This window comes from Dyella sp. OK004 (assembly GCF_900114495.1).
Taxonomy (GTDB): domain Bacteria; phylum Pseudomonadota; class Gammaproteobacteria; order Xanthomonadales; family Rhodanobacteraceae; genus Dyella_D.
The window spans coordinates 323979-346995 of the sequence record NZ_FOZI01000005.1 but is presented as its reverse complement, the minus strand read 5'-3'; the positions used below and the strand labels follow the sequence as shown (position 1 = coordinate 346995).

Genomic DNA, 23017 nt, shown 5'->3' with positions numbered 1-23017 from the left:
GTATTATGCGCAACTCACGCCAGATGACACAGGTATTGCGATCAAGGTGCTAAAAACCTCCTGTGACCGCTGTGACCATTTGCGTCCTAAACACAGCGAAATGCAGCAACCGTACGTGGCGAGAAATAAAGTAATTCATTGAAAAAAATGGTGCCCCCGATACGATTCGAACGTACGACCTTCCCCTTAGGAGGGGGACGCTCTATCCAACTGAGCTACGGGGGCGAAGCGCCTCGCTGCGCCGTGCGGCAAACGGCGAGACCGCGAAAGTATAGGCGATACGCCCCCGTGACGCTCAACTCGCCGACACCAGCTTGGTGTGCTGCGAATACCACGCATGCCAGCGCCCCTGGCTGTAGTAGAAAACATCCACCGACGTGTCCTGCGCCCCATGATGCGTTACCACCGCCGCATTGCCCTTCACGCTGAACGTCGAAGTTGGCGGCAGCGGCTGCACCGGTGTATTTGGATGCTCCACCGCAAAACGACTCGCCGCCGCAATAATCTCCGCCTTCGGCCGCGGCACACCACTCGTACTCACCGACACATAAGCCGGATCAAGCAAGTCATCCAGGGCTTTAACATCGCCAGTCACAAACGCCCGGCTCCAACCACTCTCAACATCCCGCAACGCAGCCTCCGTCGGCCCACTTTCCGCCGCACCCGCCGCCAACGACCACACACAACACACACCCGCGACCCAACCGGCAAAGACGACACGCTTCATCACCCACCTCCATCAACGCGGTACCCCTTGGACGACGACACGGAGCCATGCTCCGAATCGGCCATGTACAGCGACCTGTAGAGGACATCGAAGTTCGGTGTATAGGGAGGAAGTACTGGTTGGGCGCACAGAGCGCTGGAGGTGAGAGCCACCCAGCAATAGCAACGCGATCCCGAGCACCCGCCCCTCATCCCTACCCTCTCCCCGGAGGGGAGAGGGAGCTGTGTTTTTCTGCTCTTGCGAGGCGATGCGAAGCGAGCCCGTAAAGGGTCCCCTGTGGAGCGGTGAGGGTTGGACGAAAAGGCCCCGAAGGGGGCGCAGGCAGGGATGCCTGCGCCTTTTCGACACGACAGGGACGTCGTGTCGAAAAGCCCGTCCAACCCTCACGGACCCGCAGGCGAAGCCGGAGGGCGCGCAACCGGGGTGCCTTTTCTTTTGGTTACTTTTCTTTGGGCAAGCAAAGAAAAGTGACTCGGACCGCGGCAGCGGTTCGAAAGCCCGCGGCAGGCGAGCCAGGGCACGCAGACGCTAAAACCAAGCGATAACGCCACTGGATGACCAGCTTCGCTGTTGAAAAGCTCCTCCGGCCTACGCCGGAATGACGGAGTGAGAGGGATTTCGCAAGCTCCGAACAGAGGGGGGCGCAAACGCAACCACTTTCGCCGCAAAGCAACAAACCCCCAAACCTGCCCCCAACACCCCGCCTGCTAGAATTGCCAACTTTCATCCACCAGCGCCACACGGCGCCAAGGCTCAGGAGCACGCATGTCCCACGAAATCCTCAAAGCGCTCGGACTCGGCAACGACCACTCGGGCTCTTATCTCGGCCAGGGCGAATGGTCCAAGACCACCGACGCCGGCGCACTGCAGCCGGTGAACCCGGCCACGGGCGAGGTGATCGGCACCGTACATGCCTCCAGCACCGCCGACTACGAAATCATCGTCAAGCGCGCCCAGGAAGCCTTCAAAGTGTGGCGTACCACGCCCGCCCCGCAGCGCGGCGAAGCCGTGCGCCTGTGCGGCGAAGCGCTGCGCAAGCACAAGGACGCGCTCGGTTCGCTGGTCGCGCTGGAGATGGGCAAGATCAAGCCGGAAGGCGACGGCGAAGTACAGGAGATGATCGACATCGCCGACTTCGCAGTGGGCCAGAGCCGTATGCTCTACGGCTACACCATGCACTCGGAGCGCCCGGGCCATCGCATGTATGAGCAGTACCAGCCGATGGGTCTGGTCGGCATCATCAGCGCGTTCAACTTCCCGGTCGCGGTGTGGGCGTGGAACGCGTTCCTTGCGGCGATCTGCGGCGACATCTGCATCTGGAAGCCCTCGCCGAAAACCCCGCTCTCGGCGATCGCCACCATGAAGATCTGCAACGAGGCACTGAAGGCTGCCGGTTACCCGGATATTTTCTTCCTGTTCAACGACGCCGGCACCGATCTGTCGCAGTCCTTCGTCGACGACAAGCGCATTCCGCTGATCAGCTTCACCGGCTCCACCAAGGTGGGTCGCATGGTCGGCGAGCGCGTCGCGCAGCGCATGGGCCGTTCGCTGCTGGAACTGGGCGGCAACAATGCCATTGTGGTGGACGAGAGCGCCGATCTGAAGCTGGCGATTCCGGCCATCGTGTTCGGCGCCGTCGGCACCGCCGGTCAGCGTTGCACCACCACGCGCCGCCTGTTCGTGCACGAGTCGATCGCCGCCGACGTCACCGAGAAGCTGGTCACCGCGTACAAGCAGGTGGAAGGCAAGATCGGCGATCCGACCCTGGCTACCACGCTGATGGGTCCGCTCAACAGCCAGGACGCCGTCAGCGCCTACCTCGCCGCGGTGGAGAAGGCCAAGGCTGCCGGCGGTACGGTGCGCACTGGTGGTGCCGCGCTCAACGATCGCAAGGGCAACTTCGTGCTGCCCACCATCGTCACCGGCCTGAAGAACAGCGACGAAGTGGTGCAAACCGAAACCTTCGCGCCGATCCTCTACGTGATGACCTTCAAAACGCTCGACGAAGCGATCGAGCTGCAGAACGCCGTGCCGCAAGGCCTGTCCTCGGCCATCTTCACGCAGAATCTGAAGTCGGCCGAGCAGTATCTGTCGGCGGCCGGTTCGGATTGCGGTATCGCCAACGTCAATATCGGCACCTCGGGTGCTGAGATCGGCGGTGCGTTCGGCGGCGAAAAGGAAACCGGCGGTGGTCGCGAGTCCGGCTCGGATGCATGGAAGGTCTATATGCGCCGCCAGACCAACACCATCAACTACTCCAACTCGCTGCCGCTCGCCCAGGGCATCAAGTTCGATCTGTAAGCGCAACACCGGCGCCCCGGTTTCGGCCGGGGCGCCTGCGGTCCATCACGCCCGACCTCTTTCATCGGCAGCCGGCCTTCTCCGTGACGCAGACAACGACCGCCAAGACCCGCTTTGATCTGCACGGCTACCGGGTCGTGATTGCCGGTGGCAGCAAAGGCATCGGCCGCAGCATGGCGCTGGCCTTCGCCGAAGCCGGCGCGGCAGTGTCGATCTGCGCGCGCGGCGAACAGGCGCTGGCGGAAACGCGCGAAGCCATTGCAGCGCACGGCGTCACGGCGCATTCGAAAAGCTGCGACCTGGCCGATGCGAAGGCCATCGAAAACTATGTGCATGACGCCGCCACCGCACTCGGCGGCATCGATGTATTGGTCAACAACGCCAGCGGCTACGGTTTCAGCGAAGACGATGAGGGCTGGACCGCCGGCTTCGAAGTGGACCTGATGGCGGCGGTACGCGCTTCGCGTTTTGCCCTGCCCCATCTCAAGGCCTCGCCGCACGCCAGCATCCTGCACACCAGCTCCATCGCCGCGTTTCATCCGCGTCGGCACGGCGCGCCGTACGCGGCAGTGAAGGCAGCGCTGAGCCAATACACCACCTCGCAAGCGCTGGCTCTCGCCGAGCACCGCATCCGCGTGAATGCCATTGCGCCTGGTTCGATCGAATTCGCCGACGGCCTGTGGGACCGCCGCAAGCGCGAAGAGCCGGAGCTTTACGGCGCCACGCTGGCAAAAATTCCGTTCGGCCGCTTCGGCCAGCCGGAAGAAATCGCACACGCCGCTTTGTTCCTCGCCTCGCCATGGGGCGGCTGGATCACCGGCCAGACGCTCTGCGTCGATGGCGGCCAATCGCTGATGGGATGAATGCCATGACTGCCACGAACGACCTGCAATCCACCGAGCGCTTCAGCAACCGCGTCGAGGACTACGTCCGCTACCGGCCCGACTATCCGCACGCCTTGTTGCAATGGCTGCAGAGCGTACACGGCGTGACACCCCGCTGGCTGGTCGCCGATATCGGTGCCGGCACGGGCATCTCCAGCAAGATGTTCCTCGATGCGGACTATCACGTGATCGCCGTCGAGCCGAATGCCGCCATGCGCAGCGCCGCCGAGCAATGGCTGGGACGCGACGAGAACTTCCGCTCGCTCGATGGCCACGCCGACGCCACCGGCCTCGCCGCGCACAGTGTGGATCTGATTTCGGTGGCGCAGGCCTTTCACTGGTTCAACGAAGAAGCCACGCGCCACGAGTTCCATCGCATCCTGCGTCCGCATGGGCTGGCCGCGATCTATTGGAACAGCCGCCGGCTCACCAGCACGCCGTTCCTGGAAGGCTATGAAGCCTTGCTGCAACGCTATGGCACCGACTACACCAGCGTCGTCGAGCGCTATGCCGATGAAGCACGCATGCGCCAGTGGTTCGGCGACGGCTATCGCGGCACCGCGAGTTTCGAGCATCGCCAGTTGCTGGATTTCGACAGCCTGCGCGGCCGCCTGATGTCCTCGTCCTATGCGCCGGCGGCCGGTCACCCGATGCACGAACCGATGCTCGCGGCACTACGCGAACTGTTCGACGCCTGCGCCGAACACGGCAAGGTAAGCTTTGATTACGACACCCGCGTCTACGTGGGCCACCCGGGCTGACTATGTATAAATACCTCCGACCTTTGATGTTCGCGCTCGACGCGGAAACAGCGCATCGCGCGACCATGTATGGCCTGGATGTGGCTCATCGCAGCAACTTCCTGCACCTTGCCGCCAAGCCGCCGGCCGAGCTGCCGACCACGGTCTTCGGCATTCCATTTCCCAATCCGGTCGGCCTCGCCGCCGGCCTGGACAAGAACGCCGACCATCTCGATGCACTGGGTGCGCTGGGTTTTGGCTTTGTCGAAGTCGGCACCACCACGCCACGCCCGCAGCCCGGCAACGACAAGCCGCGCATGTTCCGCCTGCCCAACCACGAGGCGGTGATCAACCGGCTGGGCTTCAACAACGACGGCGTCGATGCGCTGGTGCGCAACGTGCAGCAGTCCAACTATCGCGGCGTGCTCGGCATCAATATCGGCAAGAACAAGGACACGCCCAATGAAAAGGCGGTGGACGACTATCTGTTCTGCCTGGAGCGCGCCTACGCGCACGCCAGCTACATTACGGTGAACATCTCGTCGCCCAACACCCAGGGCCTGCGCGACCTGCAGGAAGAGGCTACCCTGCGCCGCTTTATCGAAACCCTGCGCGAGGCGCAGGAACGTCTGGGTTCGCAAACCGGCGCACGCAAGCCGATGTTGCTGAAGATCGCGCCCGACCTCACCGAGACCGAACTCGACGCCATCGCCGATGTACTGCTGGCAGCGAAGGTCGACGGCCTGATCTGCACCAACACCACCGTTGACCACGCCGCGGTAGCCAGCGATCCGCACGGCAATGAAACCGGCGGCCTCTCCGGCAAGCCCCTGTTCGCGCGCTCTACCGCCGTGTTGCGCGGCATGCGCAAGCGGCTGGGTAATGACATCGGCATCGTCGGCGTGGGCGGCATCCTGGATGGCAGCGACGCGGCGGACAAGATCGAGGCTGGTGCCTCGCTGGTGCAGATCTACTCCGGCATGGTTTATCGCGGCCCTGAATTGATCGCCGAATGCGTCGACGAAATCCGTCGCCAGCGCGAGGACACTCATGCTGGTTGATCGCACAGACATGGGCGGCTACACGTTGATCGAAAACGCCTCACTCGCCGCGCGCAACACATTGCGCGTGGACGCGCGCGCCAAGCTTCTTGCCGAAGTGCGCGACGCCACCAAGCTACCCGAACTGTTGGACTTCCCCGCCGTGCGCCACGGCAAAGTGCTCGTGCTCGGTGAGGGCAGCAACCTGTTGTTCACCGGCGACTTCGACGGCACCGTGGTGGCTATGGCCACACGTGGCGTGCATGTGGAACAGGATGGCGACGTCGCCCGCATCGCCGTTGCCGCTGGCGAACGCTGGGACGACTTCGTCCGCTGGACCCTCGGCCAGGGCTACGCCGGCCTGGAAAACCTGATCCTGATTCCCGGCACCGTCGGCGCCGCACCGATCCAGAACATCGGCGCCTACGGCACCGAAGTCGCCGAATTCATCGAAAGCGTCGAAGCCTGGGACACCGTCGAACGCCGCGTTGCCACGCTCGACCGCAACGCCTGCGCCTTCGCCTATCGCGACTCCGTGTTCAAACACGTACCCGGCCGCTACATCGTCACCGCCGTCCGCTTCGCCCTGCCCCGCACCCGCGAACTGCGCCTCGACTACGCCGGCATCCGCGAAGAACTTGCACGCATGGGCATCGACAAACCCGCCCCCTTCCACGTCGCCGAAGCCGTCATCCACTTGCGCACCAGAAAACTCCCCGACCCCGCCGTGATCGGCAACGCCGGCAGCTTCTTCAAAAATCCCATCGTCGACGCCACCATCGGCGAAACCCTGAAACGCGAACATCCCGAACTCGCCGCCTGGCCAAGCAACGACAGCCGCTGGAAACTCTCCGCCGCCTGGCTGATCGAAGCCTCAGGCTTCAAAGGCGAGCGCGAAGGCGACGCCGGCATCTCCAACCGCCACGCCCTGGTACTAGTCAACCACGGCCACGCCACCGGCCCACAACTGTGGGCGTTCGCGCAACGCGTCATCGAAGGCGTACACGCCAAGTTCGGCGTAAAACTCGAACCCGAACCCGTCGTTATCAGCGCCGCCTAATCCGTTGCAGGAGCGCACCCTGTGCACGGCCGGCAAAGTGCGTCGCGCACAGAGTGCGCTCCTACAGCAGCGTTATCTCGAGCCCCCCCCTCACCCCAACCCTCTCCGCGGAGGGGAGAGGGAGATGTTGTGCTTCGAGGCGGACAGACCTGGAAGAAAACCATCCCGACGCCTGACACTGGAAGATGCGTAGCTACAGGGCACACCGCCTGCTCTCAGGCCATTTCTCTTTGGTTACTTTCTCTTTGGGCCAGCAAAGAGAAAGTGACCCGGGCCGCGGCAGCGGTTCGGAAGCCCGCGGCAGGCGAGCCAGGGCACGCAGACGCCAAAACCGAGCGCACCACTACTGGATGATTCGCTTCGCTCACCCCTTCAGGGCCGCCCATTCGGGCGTTCTTCGCGCTACGCGCTCGTCCTGCCTGCGCAGGGACGACGAAGTAGGAGGAAATGGCTCAAGGGCTCAATCCTCTTCCGAAGGGAGAGGGAGCAAAGCTCACGCAGCCTGACGACGCGACCGCTCAAGACCAGGCAAAAACACCGTAATCATCCCCAGCAACGGCAAATACGCACACAACTGATACACATAGTCGATGCCACGCGCATCCGCCACCCGCCCCAACACCGCCGCACCAATACCGCCCATCCCAAACGCAAACCCAAAGAACAGCCCAGAAATCATCCCCACCCGCCCCGGAATCAACTCCTGCGCATAAACCAGAATCGCCGAAAACGCCGACGACAGAATCAAACCAATCACCACCGTCAGCACACCCGTCCAGAACAAATCCGCGTGCGGCAGCATCAGCGAAAACGGCGCCACACCCAGAATCGACACCCAGATCACCCACTTGCGCCCGATGCGGTCGCCCACCGGACCACCGATCAGCGAACCCGCCGCCACCGCAAACAGAAACACAAACAAATGCGTCTGCGCGTTCTGCACCGACACACCGAATTTGTGGATCAGATAGAAGGTGTAATAGCTGCTGATGCTCGCCATGTAGAAATACTTGGAGAAGATCAGCAGACCGAGGATCAGCAGCGATCCCGCCACCTGCTCGCGCGTCAGCTTTAGCTCCAGCGCGTGACGCGGCTTGGCCTTGCCGCGCACCGCATGGTGGTCGCGGTACCAGCGGCTCACCTGCAGCAACACCACGATGGCGAGCAAGGCGGCGAGCGAGAACCAGGCTACGCTGCCGCGTCCATTCGGCACGATGATCCACGCCGCCAGCAGCGGCCCCAGCGAAGCGCCGGTATTGCCGCCGACCTGGAACAGCGATTGCGCCAGCCCGTGCCGCCCACCCGATGCCATGCGCGCCACGCGCGAGGATTCGGGATGGAACACCGAGGAACCCGTACCCACCAGCGCCGCCGCCAGCAGCAGCACCGGGAAGTTCGGCGCGGTCGCCAGCAACAGCAAGCCGCACAAGGTGAAGCCCATGCCGACCGGGAGCGAATACGGCATCGGCTTGCGGTCGGTGATCATCCCCACCATCGGCTGCAGCAGCGACGCCGTGACCTGATATGTCAGCGTGATCAGACCCACCTGCGCAAAATTCAGGTGGAAGCCAGCCTTGAGGATCGGGTAGATCGCCAGGATCAGCGACTGGATCATGTCGTTGAGCAGATGCGAAAAGCTGATCGCGCCCAGGATGCCGAATTCGGTGGCTTGCTCTGGGTGGGTAGGATCGGCGGGCAATGGCGAGGGCAAGGTTTCTTCGGCGGGGGATCGCATGGGGACTCGGGGAGTGTTGTGGCGGTATGTCGCGCACCTTAGAGCGACGGCCGGCGGCCCGCATGCGGTATTGGGTCAATAGATATAGAATTCGGGCCAATCATGCGCCAGACCCGCGTCACTCAATACGAAGACACGCCCCGCGATGTGGTCGCGACGGGCAACGACTACCCCGGGCGCTTCGTACTTCCGCCCCATACGCACAAGCGCCATCAGCTGCTGTACGCCGCCACCGGCGTGGTCAAAGCCATCACCTCGGAAGGCAGCTGGGTGGTGCCGCCGCGACGGGCCCTGTGGATTCCCGCAGGCGTCATGCACGAAGTACATATGGATGGCACGGTCAGCACGCGCAGCGCGTATATCCGGCAAGAAGCGGCAGCAGCAGCTGGACTCTGGACGCATTGCCAAGTCATTGCCGTATCGCCGCTGCTGCACGAGTTGCTGCAGGAAGCGGTGGACCTGCCGGCCGAATACGACCTAGACGGTCGCGATGGCCGCATCATGGCGCTGCTGGTGGACGAAGTCCGCGCCATGCAACCCCTCGCGCTCAACACGCCGCTGCCCAGTGATCCACGGCTGCGCCGCCTGTGTCGCGTCATCCTCGATGCACCGGCACTGGAGATCGACATCGATGCGATGGCCGATAAAGCCGGCATGAGCCGGCGTAGTTTTACCCGCACCTTCCGCGAGGAAACCGGCATGAGCTTCGCGGCATGGCGGCAGCAGGCCTGTTTGTTGAACGCGCTTACCCGGCTGGGACGCGGCGAATCCATCACCCAGGTCGCGATTGAACTGGGTTACGGCAGCACCAGCGCTTTCACCGCAGCGTTTCGGCGCGTGCTCGGCGCACCGCCGAGCCGCTATCTCGCTGGTGATCAGCATCCGCGCGAGAAAACACCGCCGCAGTAAGCAATGGATGGCTTCCTATCAAGCCGCTGACGCAAACTCACGCGTCGCTGGCAAACTGCCCGCCCCTTCCAAGGTGCAGCGGATCGCCTGCTCGATCGGTGTGTAGGGCGACTTGCCCAGAAAGGCCCGCAGTCGCGTGTCATCCAGTTGTACCGGCGTGCGCCACAGGTAGCGCATCTTGCGCATCTCGCGCAGCGTCTCCACGAACGGCGAGGCCAGGGTCACCAGCCACCAGGGGAAACGGCCGGCCACGATGTCCGGGTTATCTGCGGCACGACGGACCGCTTCCACCATCCCGCGTCCATCCAGCCAGTAACCACCGAAGTGATAGCGCGCAAAGTCGGCCAGTTCATCGCCACGATCGAGCAGCGTCGCCAGCGTTTCGGCCACATCGGGCAAGTAGGCCCAGGCGTGGCCGATATCGAGCGCGCCTGGATAACTGACCTTGCGCACCGGCATGCCGGGCTTGGTCAGGCCTTGCGAGAACCAGCTGTTGGCCGTACTGCGCGGGCCAAAGAAATCGCCGCAACGCAGGATCAGTACCGGCGTTCCTTCCTGGGCAGCCTGCTCCAATCGCTGTTCCATCGCTACGCGCAGTTCGCCCTTGCGCGTCTGCGGATGCTGCGGCGAGTCTTCACGCAGCAGCGGAAAAGCATCGGGGCCGTAGTTGTAGACCGTGCCGGGCAGCACGATGCGCGCACCCACGGCGCGGGCGGCGGCGATGCTGTTGTCCAGCATCGGCAGCACTACCTTGCCCCAGCCGCGATAGCCCGGCGGGTTCACCGCATGCACGATCACCTGCACACCTTGCGCGGCACGCAGCACATCGGCCGCCACCATCGCGTCGCCGCGCACCCATTCCACGCCGTCCAGCGCATCCGTCTTCGGTGCGCGCGCCATGGCGCGTACCTGCCAGCCATGCCGGCGCAGGGCCAGGCAGGTTTCGCTGCCAACGCCGCCATTGGCGCCGACGACCAGGGCTGTTTTCGATGTCTTCATGGCGGTGTCCTCGTTAGGGTGTGGATGTAGCTTGGCCTCGCCGGGCATCAAAGAAAATTGGCGATACACGAACATCTGCTATACAAATATGCATGGCTAACCCCGACCCGCAATGGAACCTCTACCGCTCGTTCCTCGCTGTCATGAGCGAGGGCAGCCTGTCCGCCGCCGCGCGCGAGCTGGACATGACCCAGCCCAGCCTGGGCCGGCATATCCGCGATCTGGAGGCCGCCCTGGGCGTCGACCTGTTCACGCGCTCGCCGCAGGGGCTGGTGCCGACCGACATGGCCTACGCCCTGCAACCCCACGCACAGGCCATGGCCGCCGCCACTGCGGCACTGCGCCGCGCGGCTACCGCACAGGACGGCAAGACCCGCGGCGTAGTGCGGATCACCGCCAGCGAAATCATCAGCGTGGAAGTGTTGCCACCCATGCTCGCCGCGTTCCGCAAGGCGCAGCCGGAGGTGGTGATCGAACTGTCTGTGTCCAACCAGACCGAAGACCTGCTGCGCAAAGACGCCGACATCGCCATCCGCATGGCGCGTCCCACCCAGCAGGCGCTGGTTACCCGTCATATCGGGCGCATCGAACTGGGCGCTTATGCACACAAACGCTACCTGCGTTCGCATGGCCGGCCGGAGACAGTAGAGGCATTGCGGGAGCACAGCCTGATCGGCTTCGACCGCGAGACACCCTACCTTCGCAACCTGCGCCCCAAGGACCTGCCCTACACGCGCGAGCTGTTCGCGCTGCGTACCGATAATGACCTGGCTGCGTTGGCGGCAATCCGCGCCGGCTACGGCATCGGCTTCTGTCAGGTACCACTCGCCGCGCGCGAACCGCAACTGGTACGGCTGCTGCCGGAGAAACTGGCGCTGGGCATGGACACCTGGGTAGTGATGCACGAGGACATGCGTCGCCACCTCGCCGTGCGCAAGCTGTTCGACCATCTGGCGAGCGCTCTGATCGACTACGCAAACAGCCCTTGACCACCTGCCATGTCATGCCGCTGTCAGAAGACCGTAGCAATATGACCGGCCGCGAAACGGCCCCAGGTCGTAGGCCCATCAAGGACGTGCTTGCCACGGGAACGAGGTAGCATGCCTATTCCCCGTAGTGGCCCTGCCTCCAGGGGCCCAGGAAAGACATGATGTCCAGCAGTGAAAACCGCTCCACCGTTACGGTCGAAGAAAGCGCCCCTGCCCTGGACATGCCTGCCGCGAGCGCACCCGTCGCCGCAGTGCATGACCTCAACGACAGCAATCTGTATATCCACCGCGAGCTGTCGCAGCTGCAATTCAATATCCGCGTGCTGGAGCAGGCGCTGGATGAGAGCAAGCCGATCCTGGAACGGCTGAAGTTCCTGCTGATCTTCTCCAGCAACATGGACGAGTTCTACGAGATCCGCGTGGCGGGCCTGAAAAGCCAGATCGCGTTCGATCATGAAATCGTGGGGCCGGACGGCATCTCGCCCCGGCGCGTGCTGGCCGAAATCAGCGAGATCGCGCACAAGCAGATCGAGCGGCAGTACGCCATCCTCAATGAGCATGTATTGCCGCAGCTCGATCGCCAGGGCATCCGCATCGTGCGCCGCAACGAGTGGTCGCACAAACAGAAGCTATGGGTGCGCCGCTACTTCCGCCATGAAGTCGCGCCGCTGATCACGCCGATCGGCCTCGACCCGACGCACCCGTTCCCGTTACTGGTGAACAAGAGCCTCAACTTCATCGTGCAGTTGGAAGGCGTGGATGCGTTCGGCCGCGATTCCGGGCTGGCCATCGTGCCTGCGCCGCGCGTGCTGCCGCGGCTGATCCGCCTGCCGGACGAAGTGTGCGAGAGCGGCGACAACTTCGTGCTGCTGTCCTCCATCATTCACGCGCATACCGAAGAGCTGTTCCCCGGGATGTCGGTGCATGGCTGCTACCAGTTCCGTCTGACCCGCAACGCCGACCTCACCATCGACCCGGAAGACGTGGAAGATCTGGCCCGCGCGTTGCGCGGCGAGCTCTACTCACGCCGCTTCGGCGATGCGGTGCGTCTGGAGGTGGCCGACAACTGCCCCAAAGCACTCACCGATTATCTGCTCAAGCAGTTCGGCCTCGCCGCGGCCGAGATGTATGAAGTGAACGGCCCGGTAAACCTGTCGCGCCTGTTCGGCCTGATCGGCAAGACCGATGCGCCGCAACTGCTCTATCCGCCCTTTACGCCGGCGATTCCCAAGGCGCTGAAGAAAGCCGAGGATCTGTTCCAGGTGATCGGCAAGCAGGACATACTGCTGCTACACCCCTATGAGTCCTTCGCACCCGTGGTGGATCTGCTGCATCAGGCGGCGAAAGATCCGAGCGTGCTGGCGATCAAGCAGACGCTGTACCGCAGCGGTGCCAATTCCGAAATCGTCGATGCGCTGGTAGACGCGGCGCGCGCCGGCAAGGAAGTCACGGTCGTCGTCGAACTGCGTGCGCGCTTCGACGAGGAATCCAACCTGACCCTGGCTTCGCGCCTGCAACAGGCCGGCGCCATGGTGATCTACGGCGTAGTGGGTGTGAAGACACATGCCAAGCTGATGCTGATCCAGCGCCGCGAAGGCGATGAACTGGTGCGCTACGCCCACATGGGCACCGGCAACTACCACACCGGGAATGCGCGCCTGTACACCGACTACAGCCTGCTTACCTCCGATCAGGTGCTGTGCGAAGACGTGCACAAACTCTTCAGCCAGCTCACCGGCATGGGCAAAGTGCTGCGCATGAAGAAGCTGCTGCATGCGCCGTTCACGCTCAAGAAAACCCTGCTCGACCTGATCGCGCGCGAAACCGCCCACGCCACGGCCGGGCGCCCGGCGCAGATCATCGCCAAGATCAATGCCATCACTGATCCCAAGGTGATCCGCGCGCTCTACAAGGCGAGCATGGCCGGGGTGAAGATTGATCTGATCGTACGCGGCATGTGCTGCCTGCGGCCGGGCGTGCCGGGGGTGTCGCACAACATCCGCGTGCGTTCCATCGTCGGGCGTTTCCTGGAGCACAGCCGCGTGTATTGGTTCGGTAACAACGGCGACGAGCAGTTCTACCTGGCCAGCGCCGACCTGATGGAGCGCAACCTCGACCGTCGTGTGGAAACCGGCTTCCCGATCGAGAGCAAGAAACTCCAGCAGCGTTTGAAGAAGGAACTGGAGCTGTACCTCAGCGACAACTCCAGCTCCTGGCAACTGCAACCCGACGGCCAGTACGTGCGTCAGCACCCCGCGCCGGGACAGACCACGCGCAATGTGCAATTGCAGTTGCTGGAGAAAATCTGCGGCATAGGCGCCTCAACCGAAGTCTGAGACCGTTGTAGGAGCGCACCCTGTACGCGAAGCTCTACGCCAATAGGGTGTCGCGCACAGGGTGCACTCCTACATGCATCACACGAAGCGCTTGACCCAGGCTACGTAGCGATCGACAAAGCCCTGCAGGAATTTCTGCGTGCCCTCGCTGCCGATGTGGCCCTGGTCATCCAGCAGGCCTTCCTTGAAGTGAATGAACACTTCCGGCTGTGCCAGCAGAGGCACGTCGACATAGGCCAACACATTGCGCAAATGCTGCTGAGCCAGCGCCGAGCCAGTAGCGCCGATCGAAGCACCGATCACCGCCCCAGGCTTGCCAGCAAACGAATTGGTACCCCACGGACGCGATGCGATATCAATCGCGTTCTTGAGCACACCGGGCATGGAACGGTTGTACTCCGGCGTCACAAACAACAGCGCATTGGCCGCCTCGACCGTCTGCTTCAGACGCCTGCATTCCGCCGGATAATCGCCATCGAAATCCTGCGTATACAGCGGCAATCCGCCGATAGGTACATGCTCAAACACAAGCTCCTTCGGCGCCAACTGCTCTACTGCCAGAGCCAACCGCTTGTTGATCGATTCCTTACGCAAACTGCCTATGAAAACCGCAACCTTGATCGTGCTCATCGCCCGCTCCCACCGATGCCGGAGTGCCAAGCATGCCGAGGCGCGGTTAAGCGCAGGTGATGCTTCGTAAAAGCCTTGTTCGCGCCATACCGAACGCCATCGCAAGCACCCACCCCTCACCCCAACCCTCTCCCCGGAGGGGAGAGGGAGATGTGGCGCCTCGACAGGGAATAACGATCAGACCTCGAAGAGAACTATCCCGACGCCTGACACTGGAAAAGGCGCAGCTACAAAGCGCACCGCCTGCTCTTAGGCCATTTCTCTTTGGTTACTTTCTCTTTGGGCCAGCAAAGAGAAAGTGACCCGAGCCGCGGCAGCGGTTCGGAAGCCCGCGACAGGCGAGCCAGCACACGCAAACGCTAAAACCGGGCGATAAGGCACTGGATTCCGGCCTGCGCCGGAATGACGAAGTAGGAGGAAATGGCTCAAGAGCCGAGCTCTCACTCCGGCGAGTACAACTTCCTCTTCAACAAAGCCTTCACACCATCATCCGGCCCACCCAACCAACTCAACTGATCATTACTGGTATCACCCACATCCACCGGCGCCTCCCCCGTGCGCTTGGCAAACACGCCCCACAACTCATGCGTCTTCTCGTCATAAAGCACCACGATCCGCTCACTCGGACAATCGTGCGGCTTGCAGCCGCTCGCGACCAGCATGGGCTTACCACTCACCACAATGTTCTGCGCCGGCGCAGACGTACCACCCTGACGCGTCCAGTCAGGCAGATCGGACACACCGGATAATTTGGCAAAAGCCGCCGAGAAATCGGGACGCTGCAGCAGATCGAACAGATACGGCCCCTTGGCCGCCAGATCGGCATCGACGGGCGCACCATCTGCCGCACTGATGCTGCTCGCCACTTCGATCTTGTTTGTCGTGGCGCTAGCGGCCGGCGCCGATGCGGCGCCGTTCTTATCCTGCGAACAGGCCGCACAGGCGAGCGCTGCGGAAAACGCGAGCGCGATAGCGGAGAGCTTCATCGTCGGATCCTTCGTTGGCTACACCTTGCCAACTTACGCAGCGCCGACTGAATCGAAACCTTCCTCCGCCACTCAGGCCAGCTTGTCGGCGGCCGCCACGATCTCCGCCTCGCCCGGCAGCACCAGCAAAGCCGCGCCAGCCAGCGGCGTGTAGGTATCCGCACCCACTACTCGCCGTAGCGGCGTCGCACCACAACCACCTTCAACGATGGCGGTGATGATGCCCTCGCCCACACCGGCGCTCTTGCGGCCTTCGTCCAGTACGAGGATGCGCTTGGCACTGCGCGCCTGATCCGCAATGAATGCGTCGTTGAGCGGCGCCAGCCAGCGCAGATCGACCACGCGGGTCTTCCAGCCGTGATGGGCTTCGATCGTGCGCGCCGCGCGCAATGCCATAGGCACGCCGTTGCCGAAGGTAAACACCACCAGGTCGTTGGCGCTGTCGTTGTAGACGCGGCCTTCGCCCAGCGACATCGCCTGGCCCGGCGCGGGATAGGCGTACTGCCATTGGCCATCGCCCGCTTCGTACAGATCTTTGGTCATGTACAGCGCAATGGGCTCGAGGAAGGCACACACGCGGCCGTCCACTTTCGCCAGCGCCATCAGCGTACGCAGCATGGTGGCCGCATCGTCGCCGCGGCTGGGGCAGCCCACCACCAATCCGGGGATATCGCGCAGCGCTGCAATCGAGTTGTCGTTGTGGAAGTGACCGCCAAAACCCTTCTGATAGCCCAGCGAGGCCACACGCATCACCAGCGGGTTGCGGTACTGGTCGTTGGAGAAGAACTGCAGACTGCAGGCTTCGCCGCGAATCTGATCGCAGGCGTTGTGGAAGTACGCCAGATACTGGATCTCCGGCATCGGCAGCATGCCCATGTTGGCGTAGCCCTGAGCCAGGCCAAGGATCACCGTCTCATCGAGCAGCGTATTGAACACGCGGTTGCCCTTGAAGGTTTTGAACAGACCCTTGGTGACGGTATACACCCCGCCCTTCTGCGCCACGTCCTCGCCGAACAGCAGCGACTCGGGATACTTCGCCATGACATCGTGCAAGGCCTGGCCGATCTGGATAGCCAGATGGCGCGGCGGCTGTTTCTCCGGCAGCTTTTCTTCGCTGCCGAACACGGTGAGACGGCGCTCGGCGTAGTCGGCGCGTTCGGCTTCGGCCTTCACCGCCGTCGGCGTGTACGGCGCCAACGGCTTCATGACGTCTTCGAGCGACGTGATGCGCGGGCGGCGGTCGGCGTCCTCCGCCGCTTCGAAGCAGCGCTTGCGCGTGGTCTCGTAAAGTTCGAGCAGCGATGCCTTGGTGTACAGGCCGGAAGACAGTGCAATCTCGGCGGAACGCAGCAGCGGATCGCTGGATTCGAGCGCGAACAACTCTTCGACGCTGCGCCACTCGATCTCGAAATCGGTGCCAGCATGCCCCATCACGCGCGTGGTGCGCAGATGCAGGAAAGTCGGGCGCCGCGTGTCGCGGCAGTGATCCACCGCACGCTGCACTTGCGCGTAGCCCTCGGCCAGATCGAGGCCATCAGCGAAGAAATAGTCCAGGTTGGCGCGGTGCTTGAAGTTGTTGGAGATCCAACCGGTGGGCGTCTTCACCGAAATGCCGATGCCGTTGTCCTCGCACACATAGAGCACCGGTGCCGGCAGCTTCTGGTAGGCCGTCCACGCGGCGGCGTTGAAGGCCGATTGCGCGGAGGCATGATTGGACGACGCGTCGCCAAACGAGCAAACGGCAATGCTGTCATCCGGAATCGGCAATGCGTGTCCGATGCGGCGCGCCTGCTCGATCGCCACCGCTGTACCGAAGGCCTTGGGCAGATGCGAGGCGATGGTCGACGTCTGTGGCAACACCCACAACGGTTTGCTGCCCCACACTTTGTGGCGACCACCGGAAGCCGGATCGTCCTTGCTGGCGGCAAACGACAGCGCGGAGTCCATGATCGGATCCATGCCCGGCAATTTGCGGAAGCGCTCGGCCATGAAGCCGCCGGAGCGGTAATGCAGGAATGCCGGGTCGGTGTGGCGCGTGAGCCGCGCCACCATCGCATTGCCTTCGTGGCCGCTGGAGCCGATGGTGTAGAACACCTTGTTCTGTACGCGCAGCACGCGCGCCATCAGGTCGAGATGGCGCGAGATCAGCTGCGATCCCAGCAACTCGCGAAATCCACGCGCATCCAGCGCGCTGCCCAGCAGTACCGGCTCGCCGTCATCCGGTGCATGGTGCACGTCGCCTTGCCACAGCTGCACGAACTCGGTGAAGTTCTGGTCGACGATTTCGGCGCGGTTGAAGCCTTTGTGGCGGGCGCTAAGGGCAAACGGAAGAGCAATCATGATGGACAGGCAATCTCGTCGGGAGCTTATGCTCCCTCCCCTGCTTGCAGGGGAGGGTTGGGGAGGAGTAAGTGCTTGAGAAAGCGTTTCGGGAGAGGTTGTCGCAAGGGCTTTACCCCCTCCCGGCCTCCCCCTGTCCCGCGGGACTAGCTTCGCGTCGCGAGCAGGGGGAGGAGTTAAAAACCGCGCTGCTGGGATTTAGCGCGTTCAACAACGCGGCGCGCTGCAGATCCTTCGGCCGCCCGAAACTCTCGAGGATGCGGATCTGCTCCGCCACCGTGGGAATCGGTACCGTGAAGCCGGCCACGCTGACGCTGGTCGCTTCATGGACCTGTACAGGCTGCCAACCGTCGCCACGATCCAGCTCCAGGCCGCCCATTACTTCCACTGGCAGACCGGGAAAACGGAAACGCGCGAAACGCGAACGGAACAGCTCCGCACCGACTGGTGCATAGACCGGATCGCGCAGGTCGCGCCATTGGTTTTCCAGCTGCGCCGCATCGTCGGCGCTGGCAAGTACATCGAGGTCGGCCACGCTGACATCCACACCGGCCAACCAAGCCGCGGCACTGCCGATCAGATACCACGGCTCGCGACAGTGCTTCTGCAGATCAGGCAGGACATGGACGAGCGTTTGCCGCAAGGTGTCGCGCATGGTGATGCTGTCCGCGCTCATGACTGCTGCCTGCGCTGCAGCCATTCCTCGCGCGTCTGGCCCCAGATATCGATTTCCAGATCTTCAAGCGGCGCCGGCAGCCGACCGGGCCCGCGATTGCGCGACCCGAGACGGATCGCCAATGCCTGCGAGGCCTGGTTGTCACGGTCGATGCTATGGATCACGTCGTTCCAGCCAAGATGCTCGAACGCCCAGTCGATACTGGCGACGGCGCCCTCCAATGCATAACCCTTGCCCCACGCGGAACGTGCGAGACCCCAGCCGACTTCCGTACCTGGCCAACCTTCGGGCTGCCACGGACCGAGCCGGCCGACCCATTGACCCGTGCTCTTCTCGATCACCGAGAACATGCCGAAGCCCTGGATCGCCCAGGCACCGGCCATGGTGAGAAAGCCGCGCCACGCGGCAGCGCGCGGCTGATAACCACCGATGAAACGCGCAGCTTCCTCGTCGGCCATGTTGGCGGCCCAAGCGTCGAAATCCTCTTGCTGCGGTGGACGCAGAATGAGGCGTTCGGTTTCGATGCGTATGTGTTGCCAGTTCACGTCACACACCTCACACAAGCCGTCGATCGCAACGACTCTCGTCATCCCAAGCTTCGCCGGGATGACGATTCAAATAGTCGTTGCCCACCGCTCCATCAGAACGCGTTGATGCCGGTCAGCTCACGCCCCACCACCAGCTGATGCACGGTCTCGGTGCCTTCGTACGTAATCACCGATTCCAGATTCAACGCATGGCGGATCGCCGAATGCTCGGTGGTGATACCAGCGCCGCCGAGGATGTCGCGGCATTCGCGTGCGATATCGATGGCCATGCGGCAGTTGTTCCACTTGGCTAGCGAAACCTGGGTGGGCTGCATCTTGTCGGCGTCCTTCAAACGACCGAGCTGTAGCGACAACAGCTGTGCCGAGGTGATGCGACGGGCCATGTCGGCCATCTTCAGCTGCACGGCCTGATTGGAAGCGAGCGGACGGCCGAACAGGATACGCTCCTGCGTGTAGTCCAGCACTTCTTTCAAGCAAGCCTGCGCGGCACCGATCGGGCCCCAGGTGATGCCGTAGCGCGCCTGGGTAAGGCAACCGAGCGGACCCTTCAGGCCCTTCACGTTCGGCAGGCGATTGGCGTCCGGCACGCGCACGTTGTCGAAGAACAGCGCGGAGGTAACCGACGCGCGCAGGCTCATCTTCTTGTGCACTTCCTGGGCGGTGAAGCCCTTGGTGTCGGTCGGCACGATAAAGCCCTGAATGCCTTCCTCGGTCTGCGCCCACACAATGGCGATGTGCGCGAGGTTGCCGTTGGTGATCCACATCTTGGCGCCGTTGATGACCCAGTCGCCGCCGTCTTTCTTGGCGTTGGTCTTCATGTTGGCGGGATCAGAACCACCGTGCGGTTCGGTGAGGCCAAAGCAACCGATGATTTCGCCCGCCGCCATCTTCGGCAGGTAGTGCATCTTCTGTTCTTCGGTGCCGTAGGCGTAGATCGGGTACATGCACAGCGAGCTCTGTACCGAGGCGAAGCTGCGCAGGCCGGAATCGCCGCGCTCCAGCTCCTGGCAGATCAGGCCGTAGCTCACGCCGTTCATGCCGGCGCAACCGTACTTCTCGGGAAGGGTCGCGCCGAGCAGGCCGAGGTTGGCGATCTCCGGAACCAGCTCCTGCGGAAACCGCGCCTGATCGAACGCATCGCCAATGATCGGCAGCACTTTTTCATCGACGAAGCGGCCAACGGTGTCCTGCACCATGCGCTCCTCGTCGGTGAGCAGCGAGCGGACGTCATACAGGTCAAGCGGATTCAGGCGAGCGGACATGCAGGGATTCCGTACGTGGGTGGGACAAGCCCTCGATTCTAGCGGCCTCCGTCCCTCCAGGTCATGACGAGGTGCAGCACCGACGGGTAGGCGTAAGGGTCTCCCTATGGGACCATGGCCGGGCCTGCCCGCCCCCGCTTTTCCGCTGGAATCCCCATGATCAAAGGTGTACTCCTGGGCTTCGCCTGCTACGCGGCCTACGCCATCAGCGACGCCTTCGTGAAGTCCCTGCACGGCTCGCTGCCAGCCTACGAGGCGGTGTTTTTCGGCGCCGTACTGATGCTTTCGGCGCTGCCCTTTATCCGCAAGCCGCAGGACCGCTGGATCGAGGTATTCAAGGCCAACCGACCCAGCCTGTGGTGGGTGCGTGCCATCTCCGGCGCCATCTGCAATATCGCGGCCGTGATCGCGTTCACGGCGCTGCCCATGGCGGAAGCTTTTGCGCTGATCTTCCTGCTGCCGATCTTCGTGACCCTGCTCTCGGTGGTATTCCTGAAGGAGCACGTGGGCTGGCGGCGCTGGTCGGCGGTGGTGGCCGGTTTTATCGGCGTGCTGGTGGTGCTGCGGCCCGGCTTCCGCGCGCTGGGCGTAGGCCACTTGGCGGCGATGATATGTGGGCTTTCCGGGGCGCTGTCGGTAGTGGCGCTGCGCATGGCCGGTGCCCACGAGAAACGCATCAGCCTGTATGGCGCCGGGGTGGTCGGCCCGCTGGTAGCCGGTGGCGTGCTGATGCTTCCCCATTTCGTCTGGCCCGAGCTCTGGCAATGGGGCCTGCTGGCCGGCTACGGCCTGCTGGCCGGCCTCGCCGGGGTGCTGCTGATGTTCGCTACCCAGCACGCACCCGCCAACCGCGTGGCTCCCACCCAATACAGCCAGATGCTCTGGGCCATCGGCTTCGGCTATTGGCTGTTCGGCGACCATCTGGACTGGCCGATGCTGATCGGCATCGCGCTGATCCTCGGCTCGGGCCTGTTTACCCTGGTGCGGGAAGGCAAGGTCACCCCGTGGTGGCGGCGGGCCAAGTTGGTGTAGCAGGAGCTTGCGCAAAAGAGCTCCGTACAAATCATCAGCATAGACGGGCGTCAGCAGTCGCCAGATACCGACGCGCGAGCTATCACTTTCTCCGCGAAAAGCACCTCGATTTCCTTACGCGATATCCCGCGCAGGCCGTCTGTCGTGGACCGTTGCCGTGATGCCCAATGAGTCCTGCGTCTGGATGAGACGCCTACGGACGGAGATGGACTCATGCGCATCCGCACTTCACGCCTTTCTGCGGCGGCGACCCTGCTTACCTTGTTTCTTTGTGCTCCAGCGTTATCGCTGGCCAAGAGCAAAAGCGCGTCACGCAACACCGCAGCACCCGCCTATGTCGACATTCACGACTACCTGCCCGACTGGCAGGACCGGGATGCCTGGCTCGATATCACCTATCAGCTCAAGCTCAATTTCCTCGATGTCTGTGGTGACACGTTCTGCGAGGGCGAATACGCCAATCTCGAAGCGCTCAGCTATCGCTGCTCGGTGGAGACTGCCAGTGGCGATATTGGCGAATGCGTGTGGGTGATCGCGGCCAGCTCGGAGGACATCAATCCCAGCGATGGCAAGGTGGTGGTGTCATTGCATCAGTGGCAATGCACCAGTCCGCTCGCAGCGCATACCAGCGCGGCGCAATTGATTGCCGCGCTAAAAGGGCGCGATCCGATCCACACCACACTGCCGAATACGGACAAGTCAATCTACGAAGGACTGACCGAATGCCTCTAGTCAGTCGCCGCGCTCGCGGTTGCTGATGCCGTGCGGCACATGTCCGGTTGCGACATGCTGCCGCGCGGATTCCACATTGGCCGGTGAGTCGTCGAAAAAGATATCAGCGCCGAAGGCATCGAGGAACGGCCCCTTGTCGCGACCGCCCAGGAACAGCGCCTCATCGATACGCACACCCCAACGACGCAGGGTGAGAATCACGCGCTTGTGCGCCGGTGCCGAACGCGCGGTGACCAGCGCGGTGCGGATGGGTGAGTCTTCGGCGGGAAACGCGGCCTGCAGACGATGTACAGCTGAAAGGAAACCGCGGAACGGCCCTACAGACAGCGGCTCATCAGCCCGTTCGGTTTCGCTGCGATGGAATGCTTCCAGACCCTCTTCGCGCGATACCCGCTCGCCTTCATCGCCGAAGATCACTGCATCGCCGTCGAAGGCGATGCGTAGTTGCTCGGTGGCGCGCGGCGGCGCGGTCGACGGCAGGATGGTCGCCGCCGCCACACCAGCCATCAGAGCGCGGCCCACGTCTTCGGCATTGGCGGAAAGGAACAGATCGGCCTTGAACGGCGCGATGTAGTCGGACGTAGGCGCCCCGCTGGTGAACGCGGCCCGGCTGATTTCCAGACCGTAATGCTGGATGGCATTGAAAATACGCAGGCCAGTGTCGCCCGAATTGCGCGATAGCAGGATCACTTCAACTGGCGGCACATCGCCGGCCAGCTTGTTCAGGCCGAGCAGTTTCTGCACCAACGGAAACGCCACGCCCGGCTTGAGAATTTCGTTCTCGTGATCGATCTGGAACGCGCGATAGGCGTCCAGACCGTCACGCTCGAACAGGGCGTGGCTGTCGCCCAGATCGAACAGCGCGCGTGAGGAAATGGCAACCACCAGGCGATTGTCGGTGGCAGCGGATGGGTCGTGAGTGGTGACTGCGCGGGTCATGGAAGTGCTATGGGCGATATTGCCGTTGAATCTAGCAAAGAGCGCCAAGAAATACCTGTAGGAGCGCACCCTGTGCGCGAAACGGCCTGCATAGCAGGGCCGCCCTTTCTTTCCAATGTGGCAAAACCGGACCCGCTAACGCGGGCCCTTCG

Annotated in this window: 20 protein-coding genes and 1 tRNA gene; 10 read left to right on the top strand and 11 right to left on the bottom strand. The window is 63.1% G+C overall.

The features are described 5' to 3' along the window. Positions 1-148: 148 nt before the first annotated feature. A tRNA-Arg gene (locus tag BM338_RS19735) sits at positions 149-225 on the bottom strand. Positions 226-295: 70 nt separating this feature from the next. Then, on the bottom strand, positions 296-727 hold the full coding sequence (locus BM338_RS19730) for a nuclear transport factor 2 family protein (protein WP_090454067.1): 432 nt from the start codon (positions 725-727) through the stop codon (positions 296-298). Positions 728-1492: 765 nt separating this feature from the next. Between BM338_RS19730 and BM338_RS19725 the strand changes: the two genes are divergently transcribed. The 5 genes from BM338_RS19725 (at position 1493) to murB (ending at position 6752) form a co-directional block, all read left to right on the top strand. Further along, positions 1493-3028, top strand: coding sequence for an L-piperidine-6-carboxylate dehydrogenase (locus tag BM338_RS19725; protein WP_090454064.1), 1536 nt, complete (start codon positions 1493-1495; stop codon positions 3026-3028). 83 nt (positions 3029-3111) lie between these two features. Continuing rightward, entirely contained in the window at positions 3112-3891 is a 780-nt protein-coding gene (locus BM338_RS19720; protein WP_143109352.1) for an SDR family NAD(P)-dependent oxidoreductase, read from the top strand. Positions 3892-3896: 5 nt separating this feature from the next. Continuing rightward, a complete protein-coding gene (locus BM338_RS19715; protein WP_090454213.1) occupies positions 3897-4673 on the top strand; it encodes a class I SAM-dependent methyltransferase in 777 nt (258 codons plus the stop codon). Between the two features lie 2 nt (positions 4674-4675). After that, on the top strand, positions 4676-5713 hold the full coding sequence (locus tag BM338_RS19710) for a quinone-dependent dihydroorotate dehydrogenase (protein ID WP_090454062.1): 1038 nt from the start codon (positions 4676-4678) through the stop codon (positions 5711-5713). 10 nt (positions 5714-5723) lie between these two features. Next, positions 5724-6752: a UDP-N-acetylmuramate dehydrogenase gene (gene murB, locus BM338_RS19705; RefSeq protein ID WP_090454211.1), complete on the top strand. Its 1029-nt coding sequence runs from the start codon at positions 5724-5726 to the stop codon at positions 6750-6752. 493 nt (positions 6753-7245) lie between these two features. Here murB and BM338_RS19700 read toward each other — a convergent pair whose 3' ends face one another. Further along, positions 7246-8487: an MFS transporter gene (locus tag BM338_RS19700; RefSeq protein ID WP_090454060.1), complete on the bottom strand. Its 1242-nt coding sequence runs from the start codon at positions 8485-8487 to the stop codon at positions 7246-7248. Positions 8488-8589: 102 nt separating this feature from the next. Between BM338_RS19700 and BM338_RS19695 the strand changes: the two genes are divergently transcribed. Beyond that, complete coding sequence (locus BM338_RS19695; protein WP_090454057.1) at positions 8590-9396, top strand: AraC family transcriptional regulator; 807 nt, start codon at positions 8590-8592, stop codon at positions 9394-9396. Between the two features lie 18 nt (positions 9397-9414). Here the strand turns inward: BM338_RS19695 and BM338_RS19690 are convergent, their stop codons facing one another. Next, entirely contained in the window at positions 9415-10395 is a 981-nt protein-coding gene (locus BM338_RS19690) for an NAD-dependent epimerase/dehydratase family protein (RefSeq protein ID WP_090454209.1), read from the bottom strand. A gap of 92 nt (positions 10396-10487) precedes the next feature. On the opposite strand from BM338_RS19690, the gene BM338_RS19685 reads away from it, so the two are divergent. Further along, positions 10488-11384 carry a LysR family transcriptional regulator gene (locus BM338_RS19685; RefSeq protein WP_090454055.1) on the top strand — a complete coding sequence of 299 codons (897 nt, stop codon included), beginning with the start codon at positions 10488-10490 and terminating at the stop codon, positions 11382-11384. Positions 11385-11545: 161 nt separating this feature from the next. Then, a complete protein-coding gene (gene ppk1, locus BM338_RS19680) occupies positions 11546-13720 on the top strand; it encodes a polyphosphate kinase 1 (protein ID WP_090454053.1) in 2175 nt (724 codons plus the stop codon). Between the two features lie 78 nt (positions 13721-13798). Here ppk1 and BM338_RS19675 read toward each other — a convergent pair whose 3' ends face one another. The 6 genes from BM338_RS19675 to BM338_RS19650 all read right to left on the bottom strand — a co-directional run bounded on the left by BM338_RS19675 (position 13799) and on the right by BM338_RS19650 (position 20162). After that, positions 13799-14350, bottom strand: coding sequence for an NADPH-dependent FMN reductase (locus BM338_RS19675; RefSeq protein WP_090454051.1), 552 nt, complete (start codon positions 14348-14350; stop codon positions 13799-13801). Positions 14351-14790: 440 nt separating this feature from the next. After that, the gene (locus BM338_RS19670; RefSeq protein WP_090454049.1) at positions 14791-15336 is read right to left on the bottom strand and encodes an Ivy family c-type lysozyme inhibitor; all 546 of its coding nucleotides are present in this window, start codon (positions 15334-15336) and stop codon (positions 14791-14793) included. A 72-nt stretch (positions 15337-15408) separates the two neighbouring features. After that, positions 15409-17676 carry a thiamine pyrophosphate-dependent enzyme gene (locus BM338_RS19665; protein ID WP_177229421.1) on the bottom strand — a complete coding sequence of 756 codons (2268 nt, stop codon included), beginning with the start codon at positions 17674-17676 and terminating at the stop codon, positions 15409-15411. Positions 17677-17788: 112 nt separating this feature from the next. Continuing rightward, on the bottom strand, positions 17789-18352 hold the full coding sequence (locus tag BM338_RS19660) for a hypothetical protein (protein WP_255367391.1): 564 nt from the start codon (positions 18350-18352) through the stop codon (positions 17789-17791). After that, a complete protein-coding gene (locus BM338_RS19655; protein ID WP_090454205.1) occupies positions 18349-18897 on the bottom strand; it encodes a GNAT family N-acetyltransferase in 549 nt (182 codons plus the stop codon). The genes BM338_RS19660 and BM338_RS19655 overlap by 4 nt, the downstream gene beginning before the upstream one ends. Positions 18898-18992: 95 nt before the next feature. Beyond that, positions 18993-20162: an acyl-CoA dehydrogenase family protein gene (locus BM338_RS19650; RefSeq protein WP_090454047.1), complete on the bottom strand. Its 1170-nt coding sequence runs from the start codon at positions 20160-20162 to the stop codon at positions 18993-18995. A gap of 156 nt (positions 20163-20318) precedes the next feature. Here BM338_RS19650 and BM338_RS19645 point away from each other — a divergent pair, with 156 nt between their 5' ends. Together BM338_RS19645 and BM338_RS19640 are read left to right on the top strand one after the other, a co-directional pair. After that, a complete protein-coding gene (locus tag BM338_RS19645) occupies positions 20319-21194 on the top strand; it encodes a DMT family transporter (RefSeq protein ID WP_090454045.1) in 876 nt (291 codons plus the stop codon). Positions 21195-21407: 213 nt separating this feature from the next. Next, on the top strand, positions 21408-21926 hold the full coding sequence (locus BM338_RS19640) for a hypothetical protein (protein ID WP_090454042.1): 519 nt from the start codon (positions 21408-21410) through the stop codon (positions 21924-21926). Here BM338_RS19640 and BM338_RS19635 read toward each other — a convergent pair whose 3' ends face one another. Continuing rightward, positions 21927-22865, bottom strand: a complete 939-nt coding sequence (locus BM338_RS19635) for a 5'-nucleotidase (RefSeq protein ID WP_090454040.1) — start codon at positions 22863-22865, stop codon at positions 21927-21929. Between the last annotated feature and the right edge of the window lie 152 nt (positions 22866-23017).